Origin of the sequence: Streptococcus mitis SK564, assembly GCF_000148525.1 — a bacterium.
Lineage (GTDB): Bacteria > Bacillota > Bacilli > Lactobacillales > Streptococcaceae > Streptococcus > Streptococcus mitis_H.
This window is the reverse complement of record NZ_AEDU01000008.1, coordinates 47,191-66,782: the sequence shown is the minus strand read 5'-3', so window position 1 is coordinate 66,782 and position 19,592 is coordinate 47,191. Positions and strand designations below refer to the sequence as shown.

Here is a 19,592-nt window from a genome sequence, read left to right as displayed (position 1 = left end):
TGGCGTTCTTCAAGCGAGCTTGGAATAGTGGGAGCCAAGTAGGGCAAAATAAAGAACTGGCGCTTTCTGTAGTATTTTCAAAAACAATGAAGTAATAAATTAGGGTGGAACCGCGTTTCTGACGCCCCTAGTCGCAAGGCTTGGGTGTTGACATTCGGTTCTTTTTGAATTCGTCTAATGCCTAAGTAGAAAGGAGCGTAATGCTTAAAGGATCTTGTTTATGTAAAGCAGTCACCTACACTCTAGATGAAGAATTGTCGGAAATAGTTTTTTGTCATTGCTCATTTTGTCGGAAAGCAACTGCGTCTGCCTATACAGTTAATGCTAAAGTTAGCAGTGAAAATCTAGTATTGCATGGAAAAGAAAAGCTTGTTTCCTATAGTTCTTCTCCAGGAAAACAGCGTTATTACTGCCAGAACTGTCATAGTCAAATTTTCACTGTTCAAGAAAATATACCAGAAGTCTGTGCTTTGAAATTAGGTACAATAGATGAATGCGATCAGAATTTACAAACTGTTCCTAAACGTCATATTTTTCAGGACCCAGCCTTTTCTTGGTTGCTTGAAAAATAAATCTAAGAAGATAATATAAATTAAAGGAGTAAACAATGTCTAAGAAATTAACATTTTACTGCGTCAGTGGCAGAGACCTCCTTACAGTCGGGCTACCCCACACTCAGCACTAGAGTGCCTGAGCTAGACGCAGTACTAACTCGTCTTGCCTCGTATGATCGACGAGGCAGACTCGTATCGCAAGTAATTTATATAAAAAGGAGTAAATAATGTCTAAAAAATTGACTTTCCAGGAAATCATCCTTACTTTGCAACAATTTTGGAATGACCAAGGTTGTATGCTTATGCAGGCTTATGATAATGAAAAAGGTGCGGGGACAATGAGTCCTTACACTTTCCTTCGTGCTATCGGACCTGAGCCATGGAATGCGGCTTACGTAGAGCCATCACGTCGTCCTGCTGACGGTCGTTACGGAGAAAACCCTAACCGCCTTTATCAACACCACCAATTTCAAGTGGTGATGAAGCCTTCTCCATCAAATATTCAAGAACTGTACCTTGAGTCTTTGGAAAAATTGGGAATCAATCCTTTGGAACACGATATTCGTTTCGTTGAGGATAACTGGGAAAATCCATCAACTGGTTCAGCTGGTCTTGGTTGGGAAGTTTGGCTTGATGGGATGGAAATCACTCAGTTCACTTATTTCCAACAAGTAGGTGGACTGGCAACTGGTCCTGTGACTGCGGAAGTTACCTATGGTTTGGAGCGTTTGGCTTCTTACATTCAAGAAGTAGACTCTGTCTATGATATCGAGTGGGCTGATGGTGTAAAATACGGAGAAATCTTTATTCAGCCTGAGTACGAGCACTCAAAATATTCATTTGAAATTTCAGATCAAGAAATGTTGCTGGAAAACTTTGATAAGTTTGAAAAAGAAGCTGGTCGTGCCTTGGAAGAAGGATTGGTGCACCCTGCCTATGACTATGTTCTCAAATGTTCACATACCTTTAACCTGCTTGATGCGCGTGGTGCCGTATCTGTAACAGAGCGCGCAGGTTATATCGCTCGTATCCGTAACTTGGCCCGTGTCGTAGCCAAAACCTTTGTCGCAGAACGCAAACGCCTAGGCTACCCACTTTTAGATGAAGCAACACGAGCTAAACTCTTAGCAGAAGACACAGAATAAAGAAAGTGACAAATTACGAAAATGGGCTAACAGTGTGAGCCCTGAACCAGTTGCCGCAGTGCTGAAGGTATCCTTAGTGAAGCTAAGGATATTAGGCAAAATTGGAGACTTTTGGCTCCAATTTTAGCAATGAAACAACGAAGTTGGTTGCTTGCGTGCCAATCACATAAGGCAAACTGGAAAATAAAAAGATATTTTTCGGAGAAAAAACATGACAAAAAACTTATTAGTAGAACTTGGTCTTGAAGAATTACCAGCCTATGTTGTCACACCAAGTGAAAAACAACTAGGTGAAAAAATGGCAGCCTTCCTCAAGGAGAACCGCCTGTCTTTTGAAGCTATTCAAACCTTCTCAACACCACGTCGTTTGGCTGTTCGTGTAACTGGTCTTGCAGACAAACAGTCTGATTTGACAGAAGATTTTAAGGGGCCAGCAAAGAAAATTGCCTTGGATAGTGATGGAAACTTCACAAAAGCAGCTCAAGGATTTGTTCGTGGAAAAGGATTGACTGTTGAAGATATCGAATTTCGTGAAATTAAGGGTGAAGAATATGTCTATGTCACTAAGGAAGAAATTGGTCAAGCAGTTGAAGCCATTGTTCCTGGTGTTGTAGATGTTTTGAAGTCACTGACTTTCCCTGTTAGCATGCACTGGGCTGGAAATAGCTTTGAATACATTCGTCCTGTTCACACTTTGACTGTTCTTTTAGATGAAGAAGAGTTTGATTTGGATTTCCTTGATATCAAGGGCGGTCGTGTGAGCCGTGGCCATCGTTTCTTGGGAAAAGAAACTAAGATTCAGTCAGCCTTGAGCTATGAAGAAGACCTTCGTCGTCAGTTTGTAATTGCAGATCCACGTGAACGTGAGCAAATGATTGTTGACCAAATCAAGGAAATTGAGGCAAAACATGGTGTAAGTATCGAAATTGATGCTGATTTGCTTAATGAAGTCTTGAACTTGGTTGAATACCCAACTGCCTTTATGGGAAGTTTTGATGCCAAATACCTTGACGTTCCAGAAGAAGTCTTGGTAACTTCGATGAAAGAACACCAACGTTACTTTGTTGTTCGTGATCAAGATGGCAAGCTCTTGCCAAACTTCATTTCTGTTCGTAACGGAAATGCAGAGTATTTGGAAAATGTCATCAAAGGAAATGAAAAAGTCTTGGTAGCCCGCTTGGAAGACGGTGAATTCTTCTGGCGTGAAGACCAAAAATTGGTGATTTCTGACCTTGTTGAAAAATTAAACAATGTGACTTTCCATGAGAAAATCGGTTCCCTTCGTGAACACATGATTCGTACTGGTCAGATTGCTATTCTATTGGCAGAAAAAGCAGGCTTGTCAGCGGATGAAACGATTGACCTAGCCCGTGCAGCAGCCATTTACAAGTTTGACTTGTTGACAGGTATGGTTGGTGAATTTGATGAACTCCAAGGAATTATGGGTGAGAAATATGCCCTTCTTGCTGGGGAAACTCCAGCGGTGGCAGCTGCTATTCGTGAACACTACATGCCTACTTCAGCTGAAGGAGAACTTCCAGAGAGCAAGGTCGGCGCAGTGCTTGCCATTGCAGACAAATTGGATACGATTTTGAGTTTCTTCTCAGTAGGCTTGATTCCATCAGGTTCTAATGACCCTTATGCCCTTCGTCGTGCGACTCAAGGTGTGGTTCGTATCTTGGATACCTTTGGTTGGCACATTGCTATGGATGAGTTGATTGATAGCCTTTATGCTTTGAAATTTGACAGCTTGACTTATGAAAATAAGTCAGAGGTTATGGACTTTATCAAGGCTCGTGTTGATAAGATGATGGGATCTACTCCAAAAGATATCAAGGAAGCCGTTCTTGCAGGTTCAAACTTTGTTGTGGCGGATATGTTGGAAGCAGCAAGTGCTCTCGTAGAAGCAAGCAAGAAAGAAGACTTTAAACCATCTGTTGAATCACTTTCTCGTGCCTTTAACTTGGCTGAGAAGGCAGAAGGAGTTGCTACAGTTGATTCGGCTCTCTTTGAGAATGAAGAAGAGAAAACCTTGGCAGAAGCAGTAGAATCACTCGTTTTGTCAGGGACTGCCAGTCAGCAATTGAAACAACTCTTTGCTCTTAGCCCAGTCATTGATGCATTCTTTGAGAATACCATGGTTATGGCTGAAAATGAAGCAGTCCGTCAAAATCGTTTGGCAATCTTGTCTCATTTAACTCAAAAAGCAGCAAAGCTTGCTCGTTTTAACCAAATTAACACTAAATAAAATTTGATAAACGGGACTTTATCTTATCAAAAAGGAGAAGAAATGGATCCGAAAAAAATTGCTCGTATCAACGAGCTAGCTAAAAAGAAAAAAGCAGAAGGCTTGACACCGGAAGAAAAAGTAGAACAAGCCAAACTACGTGAGGAGTACATCGAAGGTTATCGTCGCACTGTTCGTCACCATATTGAAGGGATCAAAATTGTGGACGAAGAAGGGAACGATGTTACACCAGAAAAACTACGTAAAGTCCAACGTGAAAAAGGATTACATGGCCGTAGTCTTGATGACCCAAATTCATAATATGTATTATTTCTTTTAACAAAGATAGATGAAATAATACCAAAAGACTATCATACATAAATGAGCCGCACCTCAAAAGTTAGAGCTAGAAAATCTAACTTTTGAGGTGTTTTTATTTGAAAAAAGACAGTAAAAAAGCGCAAAAAATCACTTCCTGTGCTATACTGTAATTGAAATTTTTTTAGTTTTGGCGTTAGAACTGTTTCCTCAGTCCTAGCGCCTTTTCTTTTTGATAAGTCTGCTTGGTGGAGAGTAGTTTGTAAATGATTCTGAGAATCTTATGAGTACAAGCAATGACGGCTTTCATCTTGCTTCCTCTTTGGGAAATTCGATTGTAAAAAGAAGAAAAAGCTGGATCCTTAGAATGTGCTGCAATTAATCCCGATATGGTCAAAGCCTGTTTGATATAGCGATTTCCTTGCGTGATGTGTGAGGATTTTTTAATGCCAGCACTATAGGCTAAACATCTTTTTCTGTCATGAGTTAGCAGGCTCTGTCTGCTTAGAGTTTTACATATGCTCCTATTTTCGTTATAGCTAACTTAAATTCTCATTTATTAAGTATACCTAAGTTTTATGTTTAAATTTTGTATAGAATAGTTGTATCACTTAACAAATCTATGTTTACGCTTTCAATCAAGCCTCATTTATGATACTATTATGGTAATAGAAAAAAATTCTTAGTTCGCTGAAGACCTTTATTCGAGATCCAGAGGAAATAGAAATTTTATCCATAAAAAATACGTTTCATAAGTTACTTACTTAATATTAATAGAATTCCAATATTGTATAATTAAATCAAAGATGACACTGGAATCAGGAGGATTTATTATGGTTAATAATGTAGCTGTTAAAGTCTCAAACCTTTCAAAAGAATTTTTGTTAGGACAAGACAAAACTGTCTCTATTTTGAAAGATGTTTCTTTATCTGTCAATTATGGGGAATTTGTATCAATACTTGGTGTCAGTGGTTCTGGAAAGTCTACTTTGCTAAGTTGCTTATCAAGTTTGTCTGAACCAACAAGTGGCGAAGTTGTTATCAATGGTGTAAATCCATATACTTTAAAAGAAGGGAATCTTGCTAAATTTAGAAGGCAAGATATTGCAATAATTTTTCAAAACTATAATCTGGTACCCGCTCTACCTGTACTAGAAAATGTTACACTTCCTCTGAGACTCTCAGGAAAGAGTGTTGATAGCAATAAAGTAAAAAAAATGTTGGATAGTTTGAATTTTAAAGCAGAACTATCATCATTAGTTGCTACCTTATCAGGTGGAGAACAGCAAAAAGTGGCTATTACTCGTGCAATAATAGCTGATAGTAAAATTATTTTTGCTGATGAGCCAACAGGAGCTCTGGACAGCGTCTCAAGAAAACTTATTTTTGAAACACTTCGTAATTTAGCGAGTCAAGGAAAATGTGTTTTTATGGTCACTCATGATATTGAGTTGGCTTCAAAAACTGACAGAGCACTCATTTTAAAAGACGGAAAAATATCTCGACAAATTATTAAACCTTCAGCTGATGAGCTCTACCAAGCACTTGAAAGTAGTAAAGATTAATTTGAGGAGGATTTATTATGCTAAAATTAATCATTTACCAATTTCAGTACTCAAAAAGACAATGGTTAGGAACAATACCATTACTATTTGTATCTAGCCTGATTGTTGGAACATCTTTATTTGGTATTGCTAGTTCAATAAAGACTGCTAATATTAACGCTTCACAACTTTTTCAAATGCTAATAATTTTTGGCGGGACTACTCTATTTTTCCTTATTTCAAATAATATAAGACTGCTAATAGATATCTTTACAAAGGATTACCAATTATGGGCTATCTTAGGCGCAAGCAGAACTCAGCTATCTTTATTAGTATCTGGACAGTTTTATTTAATGGCAGTGATTGTTAGTAGTATTGGTACAATACTTTCATTTATCATGGCAGATAGTTACTACAAATTTTTACAAAATTTATTAGGAAGAGATGAGTTACCTGATTTAGTTATTACAGCCAACATTCAATCAATTTTATTGAGTGTTTTCATAGTCCCAACAATTGTCGGGATAGGGGCTTACTTTTATTCAAGTCGAATACTTAAAATATCATCAATATTAAAACCGAAAAAGAAAAAAAGAAAAGTTACAGTAGCTGGATTTGTTAACATCTCTGTTCGTTTATTCCTATGGTTACTATGTATAGGTTCTATTGTTTCAGCAGGTTTTATCAGAAACAAAGAAATAATTGAAAAACAGTCAAGCATAGTATTATTTTTATTAATTATTCACATCCTTATTATTCAATCACTATCTCCATCAATTCAAATGTTTCTAATAAAATTTTTAATGAGGATATTTCCAACTGAAAATTATGTAGTTAATACAGGCTTTTGGAATCTACTATCCAATCCTAGCTATTTGAAAAGTATACAAACTTCAATGAGCATGGGAGTAACTCTCATTTCTGGGTTTATTCTTTACACCCAAAATATGTATTCATTCATGAATACAGCAAACGGAGTAAACGAAGCAAGAGCTTCCTTTATTGCTTATATGTCTGCTCCAATTATTCTGATTATTACTAGTTCTATTTCTCTTACAATTTTATCTTCTAATAAAGATATTGAAGACATTAAACAGTTAAAGACACTGGGATTGTCAAGATTACAACTTTTTAAAATACGTATAGGCGAGGCAATAATACATTCGGTATTAATTTTATTAGTATCAGTAGTTTTCAATTTAATTATTTTAATTTTAGTTAGCTTTATTGGCCAACTTTTAGGCCAAAGTGTAGTAGATATATCGGGTTTTTGGCAACCGAGTCTTATAGTTATTTCTTTGTTAGTTATTTTTTATAGTATTACAAAGGGATTTTATTTATTTCAAGATAGATAAATTGGAATAGTTACTGATTCAAAAGAATACAAACACGTTTCAATCATAACTTCCATTATAAAAACCTCCTGTTAACTATTTGAACAATAGAACAAGAGGCTACTAGTAAGATATTTTCATGCTCAAGGCATATTAGAGTTATTTCACGACTCTTGTTCATGCAGTTTTTTGTAGAGGCTAGGAAAAGCCCTATTAAGCACCATGGATTGGTATTGTTCATCTTCATTATAAGATAAACTTCTTTTTCTGTCATGAGTTAGCAGGCTCTGCCTGCTTAGAGTTTTTTATGAACTTGGTTTGCTTTTTAAAACACGCGATATACATAAGGATTCTCTGGTTTATCGACTTTGGTAAAGCTGTCGATTTCCAAGGTTGGGAGGTTTTGTTTGAGTTCTTTATGATAGTGATTGACCAGTTTTCCTTTGGCTGTTATCCAGGTGTTGTTCTCATACTGTCGGGTATTTCCCTTGGTCAGCAATCCATAGACACCGGAATCCGCGATACAGTGAATAATGCCGAAGCGGAACAGAAATTGGCTATTGGCATGACTGGGGTCATTATAGACAAAGCCTGTGAACTGGACTGTCTTGCCCTCGAATTCATCTGGATAGTCGTAGATAGCTTCCATGACTTCCATATAGTTTTCGTTGGTGATCTGAATACTATCTTGGGACAAGTATTTATCCGCTGCAGTTCGCATTTCCTTTTCATAGGCTATTTTTGAAAAATAAGAACTGGTATCTGGTTTCAAATATTGGCTTGTCGTCCCTTCAATTGTCTGAATGGCTTGATCCGTTCCTTCCGATAAGGGGAAATGATAGCCTTTTGCTGAAACGGTCTGAGAATCCAAGCTAACAGTTGGAAAAGTTAAACCGACTACAATTGGAATGGCCAAAAGAGCAATACTCGTCATCTTTGCCAATCGGCTGTTCAAATGACTGTGGATTTTGACTTGCTTCATCCAGATATACAATTGAACAATGGCTAAGATAAAGGAAAGCACCATGGAAATATAGGCCAGATAGGAATAGTGCATGTTGATGTACTGGTTTAATTTGCCCGACAAATGGAGATAAATGGTCAATTCAAAATAGCCAGCTAAAACTAAAAATCGAATCATAGGATGACTCCAATCAAGAGAGAATAGACTAAGACGACAAGAGTCACAATCGTTATGAAGTGACTGATAAATCGTGCTTTCAAGTAATTTTTCATCATGAGAATATTTTTAATATCCAGCATTGGGCCAATCACCAGAAAGGCCAGAACTGGTGCCAAGCCGAAACTTGAGAGAAGAGAAGCCCCGATAAAGGCATCCGCCTCACTACAGAGCGACAGAAGAAAGGCCAAAAGCATCAAAAGCAGGATGGCAAAAAGAGGGGTTGCGCTGATAGAAGTCAGAATACGAGTCGGAACATAGACCTGTATAACAGAAGCAAAGAGGCAGCCAAATACTAAATAACGTCCTGTATCAAAAAATTCATCAATGGCCTGCACAAAGACCTGAAAAACTTTTTTTGCAGGGCTCAAGCGAGAAAAATCATGTTCATGACAAGCCAGACGATTTTCTTTCTGAATCGGTTCTTGCCAGAAAAATCCTAGAAAAATCCCAAGTATCACAGCTACAAGAATGGAACCCAGAGCTCGTAACAGGGCGATATGGAAGGAGTTGCCAAAGGCAGAATAGGTCGCAAAGAGAACAATGGGATTGATAACAGGTGCTGTTACAAGAAAGGGAACAGCCGTGTAACTGGGGACCTTCTTTTCCAGAAAACGATTGATGATGGGGACGATTCCACATTCGCAAGAGGGAAAAAGAATCCCGACAAAGGTCCCAAAAAAGATTCTCCCCCAACGATTTCGAGGGAGAAAATGATAAACCTTGTCAGGTGTGATATAGACCTCAATCAGCCCTGAGAGAATACTTCCTATCAGAACGAAAGGTAGGGCTTCAATGATAATGGAGAGAAAAATGGCTCCAGTCTGAAACACGCTAGATGGGAGTTGTTGGAAAGCAGTCATCTAGTTTTTCTTTTCTGCTTTGGCTTTTTTCTCTTTGTCATCAGGGAAAGTGACTTGTTTCAAATCAGGGAGTTTAGCAAACTCTTCAAACATCTTGTCCAAGTCGTCTCGTTTTGTAAATTTTACAGCCATAGGTGTACCTCGATTCTAAATTCTACCTCTATTATACTATTATTTTGAGGAAAAGTGAAAAGTTAAAATTGAGTATCTAACGAATAATAGAGCTTTATAAATCCTGATTAAGTCTGGTAGATTGAGAAAGTTTGACAAAAAAAGTAGATGGTGCTAGAATAACATTAACGAAAGACATTTGAGGGTAGAAAGGTTCCCGCCGCACCTTGAAAAAGGTATCTGAGATGCTGGGTACACCGACCAGCCAAATGTCCGTTATTTCAAAGGAGGGGCTTAAATGCTCCTTTTTTATTTAAAAATTTCAAAATAGATTATCCCCACCGTAAGCTCAGGTTTGCGATTTTTTATTTGCTCTGAAAATTGATTCGTTAACTTCAACAAATAGCTTTATAAAGCGTTTTGTAAAAGATAAAAACAGTGCAATTAATCACTGATTCTTTTGTAAACTATTAGAATTAAATTGCAACCTTCTCAATGAATAGAATATTGAAATGAAGTAAATTTATTTCCCAACTTATGTTTTAAAATTGTAAGAGCTAATTTGAAACGTTTAGCTTGTGGTATAATAGATTCATGGATAAAAAATATGAAAAAATTTCCCAAGATTTGGGAGTGACGCTAAAGCAAATTGATACCGTTCTAAGTTTGACAGCTGAAGGGGCGACAATCCCCTTTATCGCGCGTTATCGCAAGGACATGACTGGTAGTTTGGATGAGGTGGCAATTAAGGCCATTATTGACCTGGATAAAAGTCTGACCAATCTCAACGACCGTAAGGAAGCTGTTTTAGCTAAGATTCAAGAACAAGGCAAGTTGACCAAGGAATTGGAAGAAGCTATCTTAGCTGCCGAAAAATTAGCAGACGTAGAAGAACTCTATCTTCCATACAAGGAAAAGCGTCGGACCAAGGCAACCATTGCCCGTGAAGCTGGACTCTTCCCTCTTGCTCGCTTGATTTTGCAGAATGTAGCGGACTTAGAGAAAGAGGCTGAAAAGTTTGTCTGTGAAGGATTTGCGACTGGTAAGGAAGCATTGTCTGGTGCAGTTGATATTTTGGTTGAAGCTTTATCGGAAGATGTGACCTTGCGTTCCATGACTTATCAGGAAGTGCTGAGACACTCTAAACTCACTTCTCAAGCCAAGGATGAAAGTCTTGATGAAAAGCAGGTTTTTCAGATTTACTATGATTTTTCAGAGACAGTTGGAAATATGCAAGGTTATCGTACCTTGGCGCTCAATCGTGGGGAGAAGCTAGGTGTCTTGAAGGTCGGTTTTGAACATGCGACAGACCGTATTCTTGCCTTCTTTGCTGCTCGTTTCAAGGTGAAAAATGCCTATATTGATGAAGTTGTTCAGCAATCGGTTAAGAAAAAAGTCTTGCCTGCTATCGAGCGCCGGATTCGGACAGAATTAACTGAGAAAGCGGAAGAAGGGGCTATCCAACTCTTTTCTGATAATTTGCGCAATCTTCTCTTGGTTGCTCCGCTGAAAGGGCGCGTGGTTCTTGGATTTGACCCTGCCTTTCGTACAGGTGCCAAGCTGGCTGTCGTTGATGCAACAGGAAAAATGCTGACAACTCAGGTTATTTATCCTGTCAAACCAGCCTCTGCTCGTCAAATCGAAGAAGCCAAGAAAGATTTGGCAGACTTGATTGGTCAATACAGTGTAGAAATTATTGCTATCGGAAATGGAACTGCCAGTCGTGAAAGTGAAGCCTTTGTGGCGGAAGTTCTTAAAGATTTTCCAGAAGTCAGCTATGTTATCGTCAATGAAAGTGGTGCTTCTGTCTATTCTGCTAGTGAACTAGCTCGTCAGGAGTTTCCAGACTTGACCGTTGAAAAACGCTCTGCTATTTCTATCGCCCGTCGTTTGCAAGATCCTCTTGCCGAATTGGTCAAAATTGATCCTAAGTCAATCGGTGTCGGTCAATACCAGCATGATGTCAGTCAGAAGAAACTGTCTGAAAGTCTGGACTTTGTCGTGGATACCGTGGTGAACCAAGTCGGTGTCAATATCAATACTGCCAGCCCAGCTCTGCTTTCCCATGTTGCTGGACTTAATAAAACCATTTCTGAAAATATTGTCAAATACCGTGAGGAAGAAGGAAAAATCACTTCACGCGCTCAAATCAAGAAGGTTCCTCGTCTGGGGGCTAAGGCTTTTGAACAGGCAGCTGGTTTCCTCCGTATTCCAGAAAGTAGCAATATCCTTGATAATACAGGGGTTCACCCAGAAAATTACGCTGCTGTCAAGGAACTTTTCAAACGCTTGGATATCAAAGACTTGAATGAAGAGGCACAAAATAAGCTTAAGTCCCTTTCTGTCAAGGAAATGGCGCAAGAGCTAGACCTTGGTCCAGAAACTCTTAAAGATATCATTGCAGATCTTCTCAAACCAGGTCGAGATTTCCGTGATTCCTTTGACGCACCTGTGCTTCGCCAAGATGTCCTAGATATCAAGGATTTAGTGGTTGGTCAGAAGCTAGAGGGTGTGGTGCGTAATGTAGTTGACTTTGGTGCCTTTATTGACATCGGTATTCACGAGGACGGCTTGATTCATATTTCCCACATGAGTTGTAAATTTATCAAACATCCTAGCCAAGTGGTATCCGTTGGTGATTTGGTGACCGTTTGGGTCAAGAAAATTGATACTGAACGTGAAAAAGTCAATCTGTCGCTCCTCGCTCCAAATGAAACTGACTGATTACGTTAAGCAGGTTTCACTAGAAGACTTCGGCAGACCTTTTATCCATCAAGCTCAGTGGAATAGGCGTCTACGTTCGACAGGTGGGCGATTTTTCCCAAAAGATGGGCATTTGGATTTCAACCCAAAGGTTTATCAGGAATTGGGTCTGGATGTTTTTAGGAAAATTGTCCGACATGAACTCTGTCATTATCACCTCTATTTTCAAGGGAAGGGCTATCAACACAAGGATCGGGATTTTAAGGAACTTTTGAAAGCAGTGGATGGATTACGCTTTGTGCCAACCTTGCCAAATAGAAACTCCAAGCCAATCAAGCTTTATCGTTGCCAATCCTGCCAGCAAAGGTATCAGCGCAAGCGAAGGATTGATACCAAACGCTATCGCTGTGGACTTTGTAGAGGTAAATTGCTACTAGTAAATCAGCCTGAGGACTGATGAAAGCTGAGCCTACCCGTGATATACTATGACTAACCTAGCAGAAAGAGGAAATATCATGAACAGTAAATTTTATAAAATAAGACGAAATCGCATGATTTCAGGAGTTCTGGCAGGTCTGTCAGACAAGTGGAACTTTGATGTTACCCTTGTTCGTTTTCTATTTGCTATTTTTACAGTCGCAAACTTTGGACTTGGCGTTATTATCTATATCATCCTAGCTTCTATCATGCCAACCAAGGAAGAAATCGAAGCAGAAATGTACGGAACAGGCCCACGCAAACGCAAAGAAGCTCAAGCTATTGACGATAATGAAGGCTGGTTTTGGTGAGGTAAATAAGAAAATAAGCTTTGTATTATAGACAAGGCTTTTTTTCATCTTGTCAGAATTCATGCCTAAATGGTATAATAAGCGTATAAAAATAATTTGACAGGAAATGGATTATGGCTAATGAAAATGAGTTACTCGCATTACGATCATCAGATATTGAGATTAAATACGACGAATTGCTTAATTTAGAAAATTCTCTAGAAAATAATCTCAAAGATCATATTAAAGATATAGAAAAAATTGATTTAGATAGGGAAAAATTACAAAATAATGAATACCTTCAAGAATCTATTGAGAATATAGTCTGGGAGCAAGTACAACTTCAACTTGCTGCCCAAATTGGTGATGAGTTTATTAAAGAGAACAACGGACAAACCCTAGATTTACGAAAAGAAGCACATATACAAACTGCTGAAAATTTTGAAAAAGGTAAATTTGCGACTCATAATAGAGATGTTAATTTTCAAGAAAGATACGACACTTGGCAAAATAATTTTGTTAAAGATGACTTAGGGAATATTCAAACACACTCAACTCGTTCAGGTAAAATTGTAAATACTTTAACCAAAGAAGCGAGAAAACCATTTGACACCGGAAGGCCAACAGGTTCAAAAGAAAAAGGAACCCAAATGGATCATACAGTTTCTGCTGGAGAGATTATACGTGATCCAAAAGCAAATGCTTTTTTGACAAAAGAAGAGCAGATTGCTTTTGCAAATAGTAAAGCTAATCTTAACGAAATTAGGAGTGAAGTTAATCAAGCGAAGGGAGATTTATCTACATCAGAATTATTCGATAATCCAAACTCTAAGGGACAATATGCTAGAGAAGTCCATAATATTAGTTCAAAAGAAGAGAAACAGTTAAGAGAGAAAGATAAAGAGGCACGCACGGAATACGACAGAGTGAGAGATGAGGCTGAGAAGCGAGCGATAAAATCAGGTAAAAAATCACGTCGTGATGAGACGTTAAAAATTTCCGGAAAAGCTTTGAAAGTAGCGCTTTTACAGTTATTATCAGAATTTTTGCGAGAATTGATTTCTAAATTTATCTCTTGGCTAAAAGATACAGAAAGAAACTTATCGACTTTTATTGATAAAATAAAAGAGGCTATCATATCTTTTGTAAATAACTTAGCAAATCATGTATTAAATGTCGGTAAATCTGTAGTTACAATGATTGCGTCTGCAATAGTTGGACCTGTAATTAATACAGTTCTTAAAGCCTGGACCTTTATACACCAAGGTTGGAAATCTTTGAAAGAAGCAATAGATTATGTAAATAATCCTGAAAATAAAGATAAAAGCCTTGATATTATGATGTTAGAGGTTGGAAAAATTATTGTTGCGGGTTTAACAGCTACAGGTGCAATTGTAGTTGGGGAAGTTTTAGGAGCATCCCTCACTGCAAGTTTTCCAGTTTTGGCTATTTCAATACCACTTTTGGGAACAATCGGTAGCGTCATTGGAACATTTATGGGAGCAACTTTATCAGGAATTATTGGCGCTTTCGTACTAAAAATGATTGATCAGCAAATTGTCAATAAACAAATTTCCGAGCTAAATTCTAAGAAAATTGATCAAAATAATGAAATGTTAGTAATCCAAGATCAATTATTAGATGTTAAGAGTATAAAGTTACAAGTTGAAAAAGATTCTGTTATCAATACTATTAAGGAAAGACATGATATGGCTGCTTCAATGATGAAAGAAAAGCTGTCAGATATTTTTGCAGAATCTACAAGAGACGATAAAAGTGACTTTGATGAGATTGATACTTTATTACAAGAATTATTAGATTAAGGAGCAAAATATGGAACAAGAAGTATTTGAGCAAGAACAAGAAACAATTGAAATAAACATTAGTAACCATGATTTCGATGAAGCGAAAGAGCATCTGAAAGAGTTTGCTGAACAAAGTCAAGATGAATTGTATTTTGATACAGTTAGAACTCATGAAGATTTCTTTGGTTTTGAATTTGCTGAACATGGGGTTACAGGTAAAGAGTTTAATACTTTAGTTGAACAAACTCAAAATTATATTTCAAAATTTTATGATAATCAACAAAAACTTATTGAAGAATTTGGTCAAGTTTATAAAGCTTTAGAGGCTCTGGATAAAGATTATATTCAAGCAATCCTCTCTTCTGTAGTTGCCATTGAACATACCAACAAGAAAATTCTGAAAGAACAATCTCGTATTGATAAAACCATTGAGAAACAAAAAGCAACTCTAGTAGCTCTTAAGCAATTTAAAGAGAAATTTAACGAAGAAAATAGCAAAAACTCTATCGAAAAACATGAGGTAATACTTTCTAAATTTAATGATAGACTTGTAAATCTAGAACAATTCGCAAGTACTCTTCCTTCAGAACCGGTTTCAAATACTGGTGAAATTGATCAACTTAGGAGAGAATTGAACGAAAGTAAACAACAAATTCAATTTATTTCAAATCGCCTTCTAACAGTCTTTATTGTTTCTGGAATTTCTATTGGTATGTTAGTGATTGCCTTGCTTTTCATGTTATTGAGGTAAGATATGTCAACTTCTCGAGATAAATTAATTTGTAGTGCAAAGAAATTAGACTTCTATTTTGGAAAAGAAAATAATTATCTTGATAAAGTGAATAATATTATAGTAAATCATACTGATACAAAATCAGTAGCAGAATTGTATAAATCTATTTTTTTATTACAACAAGCTAACAAACGAAACAAGCTTACACCTTTATTGAAAGATTTATCTGATAATCTAGCTAGCTTTCTTGGATATACTTACCTATTTGATACTTTGGAAAAAGAGTTAGGTCAACAAAAGAAATCATCTTTAAATGACCTTTTGGCGGAACTAAATCAGTTAGTAGGTTTAGAGAGGGTAAAAAAAGAAGTTAGTCGTTTAATTATTTATCAAAAAGTTCAGTCAAAAAGGAAAGAGTCTGGCTTAAATATTCCCAAAAGAACTTTACACATGGCTTTTATGGGAAATCCAGGAACAGGAAAAACAACTGTTGCTAGAATTATTGGAAGAATGTACTACCAATTGGGACTTTTATCCAAAGGACATTTTTTAGAAGTCTCCAGAACAGATTTAATTGCAGGTTACCAAGGACAAACGGCACTGAAAGTTAAAAATGTCATAGAAAAGGCGAAAGGTGGAGTTCTCTTTATTGATGAGGCGTATAGTATTACTGAAAATGAAAATACTGATTCATATGGGCGAGAATGTTTAACAGAACTTACAAAGGCTTTAGAAGATTCACGAGATGATTTAATTGTTATTGTGGCTGGTTATACCGAACCAATGAACCATTTCTTTGAATCAAATCCTGGTTTGAAATCTCGATTTAATTATTTTATTAATTTTGAAAATTATTCTTCTACAGAATTGTTAGATATTTTTGAAACATTAGCAAGAAAAGACGACTACCATATAGATGACAAGCTGAAAGAAGTATTATTAAATTATTTTAATGAAAAGTTAGAAAGTAATCTCACCAATTTTTCTAACGGTCGCTTTGTTCGAAATCTATATGAAGATTTAATAATGAATCAAGCTGTCCGACTTAACCAAAGTGAAGCTGTGAATTTAAAAGAATTAACTTTGTTGATTAAAGATGATTTTTGTTTAGGTGAAAATCGTTCTAGTGACATAGATTTATAATCAAACGAAAGAATGAATCTTCAAACTATTTATGAATGTATTATTGATCGTTGCAGTCAATTTACGAATCTGAACCCTTGTATCTGCAAGGGTTTTCTTCTTGCCTTCTTTTTATGGTAAAATATTTTTAATGAACTGGGTACATTCCCCCAATCTTACAAAAATGTAAGATTAAAGTCTTTTTTGTAAGGTTAGGTTATGGCAAGCGGTCTTTTTTTGATGTAAACTAGACTCATAAAGAAAAAAGGAGTAACATCATGAAACAAATCTTACAGAAGAAAACAAGAAAACCAAGCCACAAAGATATCGAGCGCGTTCAGCTGGGATGCGCTATGATGCAAGCAACATTTCATTTGATGGGATATTAAGAAAGGAGATTCTCATGACACTTTTAGATGTAAAACACGTTCAAAAAATTTATAAAACTCGTTTTCAGGGCAACCAAGTAGAAGCCCTCAAGGATATTCACTTTACCGTTGAAAAGGGTGACTACGTTGCCATCATGGGTGAGTCTGGTTCTGGTAAATCAACTCTTCTCAATATTCTAGCTATGCTGGATAAACCAAGTCGTGGACAGGTTTACTTGAATGGAACAGACACAGCAACTATTAAAAATTCACAGGCTTCTAGTTTCCGTCGTGAAAAATTAGGCTTTGTATTCCAGGACTTTAACTTGCTAGATACTCTGTCTGTTAAGGACAATATCTTACTTCCGCTTGTCTTGTCAAGAAGACCCATTACGGAAATGATGAAGAAATTGGTGGTGACAGCTGAGAATCTAGGCATCAACCAATTGCAAGAGAAGTATCCTTACGAGATTTCTGGTGGGCAGAAACAGCGTGTAGCAGTAGCCCGCGCCATCATCACAGAACCTGAAATTCTCCTTGCGGACGAGCCAACAGGAGCTCTTGACTCCAAATCATCTGCAGCCTTACTTGATGTTTTTGATGAAATCAATGAGCGTGGCCAAACCATTCTCATGGTAACCCACTCAACGGCAGCAGCTAGCAGAGCTAAACGTGTACTCTTTATCAAAGACGGCATTCTTTACAACCAAATCTACCGTGGAGAGAAGACAGAGCGTCAGATGTTCCAAGAGATCTCTGATACCTTGACTGTCATGGCAAGCGAGGTGAATTAGTATGTTTCGATTAACCAATAAGTTAGCGGTATCGAACTTGATTAAAAACCGCAAACTCTACTATCCTTTTGCGCTGGCTGTTCTCTTGGCAGTCACTGTCACCTATCTTTTTTACTCTCTAACCTTCAATCCCAAGATTGCGGAAATCCGTGGAGGAACAACCATTCAAGCTACTCTAGGATTTGGTATGTTTGTCGTCACCCTTGCGTCAGCCATTATCGTCCTCTATGCCAATAGTTTTGTCATGAAGAACCGTTCCAAGGAACTGGGAATTTATGGCATGCTGGGCTTGGAGAAACGCCACCTGATCAGTATGACCTTTAAGGAGTTAGTGGTGTTTGGGATTCTAACTGTTGGAGCAGGTATCGGTATTGGAGCCTTGTTTGACAAGTTGATTTTCGCTTTCTTGCTCAAACTGATGAAATTGAAGGTTGAGCTGGTCGCTACCTTCCAGATGAATGTTGTCATTGCAGTACTTGTTGTCTTCGGTTTGATTTTCCTAGGCCTCATGTTCCTGAATGCCCTTCGAATCGCCCGTATGAATGCCCTCCAGCTCTCGCGTGAGAAAGCTAGTGGTGAGAAAAAAGGTCGTTTCCTACCTCTCCAAACGATTCTTGGTTCGATTAGTTTAGGGATTGGCTATTATCTTGCCCTTACGGTAAAAGATCCTCTTACAGCCTTAACAACCTTCTTCCTAGCTGTTTTGCTGGTTATCTTTGGTACTTATCTCTTGTTTAATGCAGGAATTACAGTCTTCCTACAAATCTTAAAGAAAAATAAGAAATACTATTACCAACCTAATAACCTCATCTCTGTTTCCAACTTGATTTTCCGTATGAAGAAAAATGCGGTTGGACTAGCAACCATCGCTATCTTGTCAACAATGGTTTTGGTAACCATGTCAGCAGCGACAAGCATTTTCAATTCCGCAGAATCCTTTAAAAAAGTTCTAAATCCTCATGATTTTGGAGTTTCAGGGCAAAATGTTGAAAAAGAAGACTTGGACAAACTCTTGAGCCAGTTTGCAAGTGACAAAGGTTATAAGATTAAAGAGAAAGAAGTGTTTCGTTACACTTACTTTGGTGTTGCGAACCAAGAAGGAAATAAGTTAACACTTTTTGAAAAAGGACAAAACCGTGTCCAACCCACAACAGTTTTTATGGTATTTGACCAAAAAGATTATGAAAATATGACTGGTCAAAAATTGTCTCTATCAGGAAATGAGGTCGGACTCTTTGCAAAGAACGAGGGAGTTAAAGAACAAAAAACTCTAATTCTGAATGATCATCAATTTTCTGTCAAAGAAGAATTTACTAAAGATTTTATTGTCAACCATGTCCCAAATCAGTTTAATATTTTGACTGCTGATTACAATTATCTTGTTGTACCTGATTTACAAGCCTTTTTGGATCAATTCCCAGATTCGGCTATCTATAATCAGTTTTACGGTGGTATGAATGTAAATGCCAGTGAAGAAGAACAACTCAAGGTCGCTGACGAGTATGATAAATACCTCGATCAATTTAATGCTCAATTAAACACGGAAGGTAGCTATGTGTATGGTAGTAATTTATCAGATGCTAGTGCTCAGATGAGTGCCCTCTTTGGTGGTGTCTTCTTTATCGGTATTTTCCTATCCATTATCTTTATGGTCGGAACCGTTCTGGTCATCTACTACAAACAAATTTCTGAAGGATATGAAGACCGTGAGCGCTTTATTATCTTGCAGAAAGTTGGTTTAGATCAAAAGCAAATCAAGCAAACCATTAACAAACAGGTTTTAACTGTTTTCTTCCTTCCTTTGCTCTTTGCCTTCCTACATCTAGCCTTTGCCTACCATATGCTTAGTCTGATTTTAAAAGTGATTGGTGTACTGGATACGACTATGATGTTGATTGTGACCTTGTCTATCTGCGCTATCTTCCTCATCGCCTATGTGCTGATTTTCATGGTTACTTCAAGAAGTTATCGCAAGATTGTGCAAATGTAAAAAAAGATACCTCGACTTCAAAATCGAGGTATTT

17 protein-coding genes are annotated in these 19,592 nt (G+C 37.4%); 14 read left to right on the top strand and 3 right to left on the bottom strand.

The window, feature by feature from the left end; all coding sequences use genetic code 11:
* Positions 1–200 precede the first annotated feature (200 nt).
* The 6 genes from SMSK564_RS0102125 (at position 201) to SMSK564_RS05820 (ending at position 7,143) form a co-directional block, all read left to right on the top strand.
* On the top strand, positions 201–572 hold the full coding sequence (locus tag SMSK564_RS0102125; protein WP_000912010.1) for a GFA family protein: 372 nt from the start codon (positions 201–203) through the stop codon (positions 570–572).
* A 209-nt stretch (positions 573–781) separates the two neighbouring features.
* Positions 782–1,699, top strand: a complete 918-nt coding sequence (gene glyQ / locus SMSK564_RS05845; protein WP_000038734.1) for a glycine--tRNA ligase subunit alpha — start codon at positions 782–784, stop codon at positions 1,697–1,699.
* A 211-nt stretch (positions 1,700–1,910) separates the two neighbouring features.
* Positions 1,911–3,947, top strand: coding sequence for a glycine--tRNA ligase subunit beta (gene glyS / locus SMSK564_RS05840; protein ID WP_000164739.1), 2,037 nt, complete (start codon positions 1,911–1,913; stop codon positions 3,945–3,947).
* 42 nt (positions 3,948–3,989) lie between these two features.
* The gene (locus SMSK564_RS05835) at positions 3,990–4,247 is read left to right on the top strand and encodes a DUF896 family protein (protein ID WP_000371281.1); all 258 of its coding nucleotides are present in this window, start codon (positions 3,990–3,992) and stop codon (positions 4,245–4,247) included.
* Positions 4,248–5,077: 830 nt separating this feature from the next.
* Positions 5,078–5,809, top strand: a complete 732-nt coding sequence (locus SMSK564_RS05825; RefSeq protein WP_000247941.1) for an ABC transporter ATP-binding protein — start codon at positions 5,078–5,080, stop codon at positions 5,807–5,809.
* A 17-nt stretch (positions 5,810–5,826) separates the two neighbouring features.
* A complete protein-coding gene (locus tag SMSK564_RS05820) occupies positions 5,827–7,143 on the top strand; it encodes a hypothetical protein (RefSeq protein WP_000915993.1) in 1,317 nt (438 codons plus the stop codon).
* Between the two features lie 304 nt (positions 7,144–7,447).
* Here SMSK564_RS05820 and SMSK564_RS05815 read toward each other — a convergent pair whose 3' ends face one another.
* The 3 genes from SMSK564_RS05815 to SMSK564_RS13605 are packed head-to-tail and all read right to left on the bottom strand — an operon-like array spanning position 7,448 to position 9,297.
* Positions 7,448–8,263, bottom strand: coding sequence for a TIGR03943 family putative permease subunit (locus tag SMSK564_RS05815; protein ID WP_000617833.1), 816 nt, complete (start codon positions 8,261–8,263; stop codon positions 7,448–7,450).
* Positions 8,260–9,165 (bottom strand): permease, encoded by a 906-nt coding sequence (locus tag SMSK564_RS05810; protein ID WP_000123605.1) that lies wholly within the window; start codon positions 9,163–9,165, stop codon positions 8,260–8,262. Before SMSK564_RS05810 ends, SMSK564_RS05815 begins: the two co-directional genes overlap by 4 nt.
* On the bottom strand, positions 9,166–9,297 hold the full coding sequence (locus SMSK564_RS13605) for an SPJ_0845 family protein (RefSeq protein WP_000268685.1): 132 nt from the start codon (positions 9,295–9,297) through the stop codon (positions 9,166–9,168).
* A gap of 573 nt (positions 9,298–9,870) precedes the next feature.
* Here SMSK564_RS13605 and SMSK564_RS05800 point away from each other — a divergent pair.
* The 8 genes from SMSK564_RS05800 (at position 9,871) to SMSK564_RS05770 (ending at position 19,558) form a co-directional block, all read left to right on the top strand.
* Positions 9,871–12,000 (top strand): Tex family protein, encoded by a 2,130-nt coding sequence (locus SMSK564_RS05800; protein WP_000359118.1) that lies wholly within the window; start codon positions 9,871–9,873, stop codon positions 11,998–12,000.
* Positions 11,987–12,436 (top strand): SprT family protein, encoded by a 450-nt coding sequence (locus SMSK564_RS0102120; protein WP_000778600.1) that lies wholly within the window; start codon positions 11,987–11,989, stop codon positions 12,434–12,436. Before SMSK564_RS05800 ends, SMSK564_RS0102120 begins: the two co-directional genes overlap by 14 nt.
* 58 nt (positions 12,437–12,494) lie before the next feature.
* The gene (locus SMSK564_RS05795; protein ID WP_001085040.1) at positions 12,495–12,767 is read left to right on the top strand and encodes a PspC domain-containing protein; all 273 of its coding nucleotides are present in this window, start codon (positions 12,495–12,497) and stop codon (positions 12,765–12,767) included.
* A 113-nt stretch (positions 12,768–12,880) separates the two neighbouring features.
* Positions 12,881–14,569: an AI-2E family transporter gene (locus tag SMSK564_RS05790; RefSeq protein WP_001262751.1), complete on the top strand. Its 1,689-nt coding sequence runs from the start codon at positions 12,881–12,883 to the stop codon at positions 14,567–14,569.
* Between the two features lie 10 nt (positions 14,570–14,579).
* Positions 14,580–15,302, top strand: coding sequence for a hypothetical protein (locus SMSK564_RS05785; protein WP_000434512.1), 723 nt, complete (start codon positions 14,580–14,582; stop codon positions 15,300–15,302).
* Between the two features lie 3 nt (positions 15,303–15,305).
* Entirely contained in the window at positions 15,306–16,427 is a 1,122-nt protein-coding gene (locus SMSK564_RS05780) for an AAA family ATPase (protein WP_000108002.1), read from the top strand.
* A 382-nt stretch (positions 16,428–16,809) separates the two neighbouring features.
* Positions 16,810–17,568, top strand: a complete 759-nt coding sequence (locus tag SMSK564_RS05775) for an ABC transporter ATP-binding protein (RefSeq protein ID WP_000173358.1) — start codon at positions 16,810–16,812, stop codon at positions 17,566–17,568.
* A 1-nt stretch (position 17,569) separates the two neighbouring features.
* Positions 17,570–19,558, top strand: coding sequence for an ABC transporter permease (locus tag SMSK564_RS05770; protein WP_000489394.1), 1,989 nt, complete (start codon positions 17,570–17,572; stop codon positions 19,556–19,558).
* The last annotated feature ends 34 nt before the right edge of the window (positions 19,559–19,592 follow it).

What these genes read in the sequence shown, in the direction of transcription:
- SMSK564_RS0102125 (WP_000912010.1), top strand. Translation starts at nt 201, where the DNA reads ATGCTTAAAGGATCTTGTTTATGTAAAGCAGTCACCTACACTCTAGAT.
- glyQ (WP_000038734.1), top strand. Translation starts at nt 782, where the DNA reads ATGTCTAAAAAATTGACTTTCCAGGAAATCATCCTTACTTTGCAACAA.
- glyS (WP_000164739.1), top strand. Translation starts at nt 1,911, where the DNA reads ATGACAAAAAACTTATTAGTAGAACTTGGTCTTGAAGAATTACCAGCC.
- SMSK564_RS05835 (WP_000371281.1), top strand. Translation starts at nt 3,990, where the DNA reads ATGGATCCGAAAAAAATTGCTCGTATCAACGAGCTAGCTAAAAAGAAA.
- SMSK564_RS05825 (WP_000247941.1), top strand. Translation starts at nt 5,078, where the DNA reads ATGGTTAATAATGTAGCTGTTAAAGTCTCAAACCTTTCAAAAGAATTT.
- SMSK564_RS05820 (WP_000915993.1), top strand. Translation starts at nt 5,827, where the DNA reads ATGCTAAAATTAATCATTTACCAATTTCAGTACTCAAAAAGACAATGG.
- SMSK564_RS05815 (WP_000617833.1), bottom strand. Translation starts at nt 8,263, where the DNA reads ATGATTCGATTTTTAGTTTTAGCTGGCTATTTTGAATTGACCATTTAT.
- SMSK564_RS05810 (WP_000123605.1), bottom strand. Translation starts at nt 9,165, where the DNA reads ATGACTGCTTTCCAACAACTCCCATCTAGCGTGTTTCAGACTGGAGCC.
- SMSK564_RS13605 (WP_000268685.1), bottom strand. Translation starts at nt 9,297, where the DNA reads ATGGCTGTAAAATTTACAAAACGAGACGACTTGGACAAGATGTTTGAA.
- SMSK564_RS05800 (WP_000359118.1), top strand. Translation starts at nt 9,871, where the DNA reads ATGGATAAAAAATATGAAAAAATTTCCCAAGATTTGGGAGTGACGCTA.
- SMSK564_RS0102120 (WP_000778600.1), top strand. Translation starts at nt 11,987, where the DNA reads ATGAAACTGACTGATTACGTTAAGCAGGTTTCACTAGAAGACTTCGGC.
- SMSK564_RS05795 (WP_001085040.1), top strand. Translation starts at nt 12,495, where the DNA reads ATGAACAGTAAATTTTATAAAATAAGACGAAATCGCATGATTTCAGGA.
- SMSK564_RS05790 (WP_001262751.1), top strand. Translation starts at nt 12,881, where the DNA reads ATGGCTAATGAAAATGAGTTACTCGCATTACGATCATCAGATATTGAG.
- SMSK564_RS05785 (WP_000434512.1), top strand. Translation starts at nt 14,580, where the DNA reads ATGGAACAAGAAGTATTTGAGCAAGAACAAGAAACAATTGAAATAAAC.
- SMSK564_RS05780 (WP_000108002.1), top strand. Translation starts at nt 15,306, where the DNA reads ATGTCAACTTCTCGAGATAAATTAATTTGTAGTGCAAAGAAATTAGAC.
- SMSK564_RS05775 (WP_000173358.1), top strand. Translation starts at nt 16,810, where the DNA reads ATGACACTTTTAGATGTAAAACACGTTCAAAAAATTTATAAAACTCGT.
- SMSK564_RS05770 (WP_000489394.1), top strand. Translation starts at nt 17,570, where the DNA reads ATGTTTCGATTAACCAATAAGTTAGCGGTATCGAACTTGATTAAAAAC.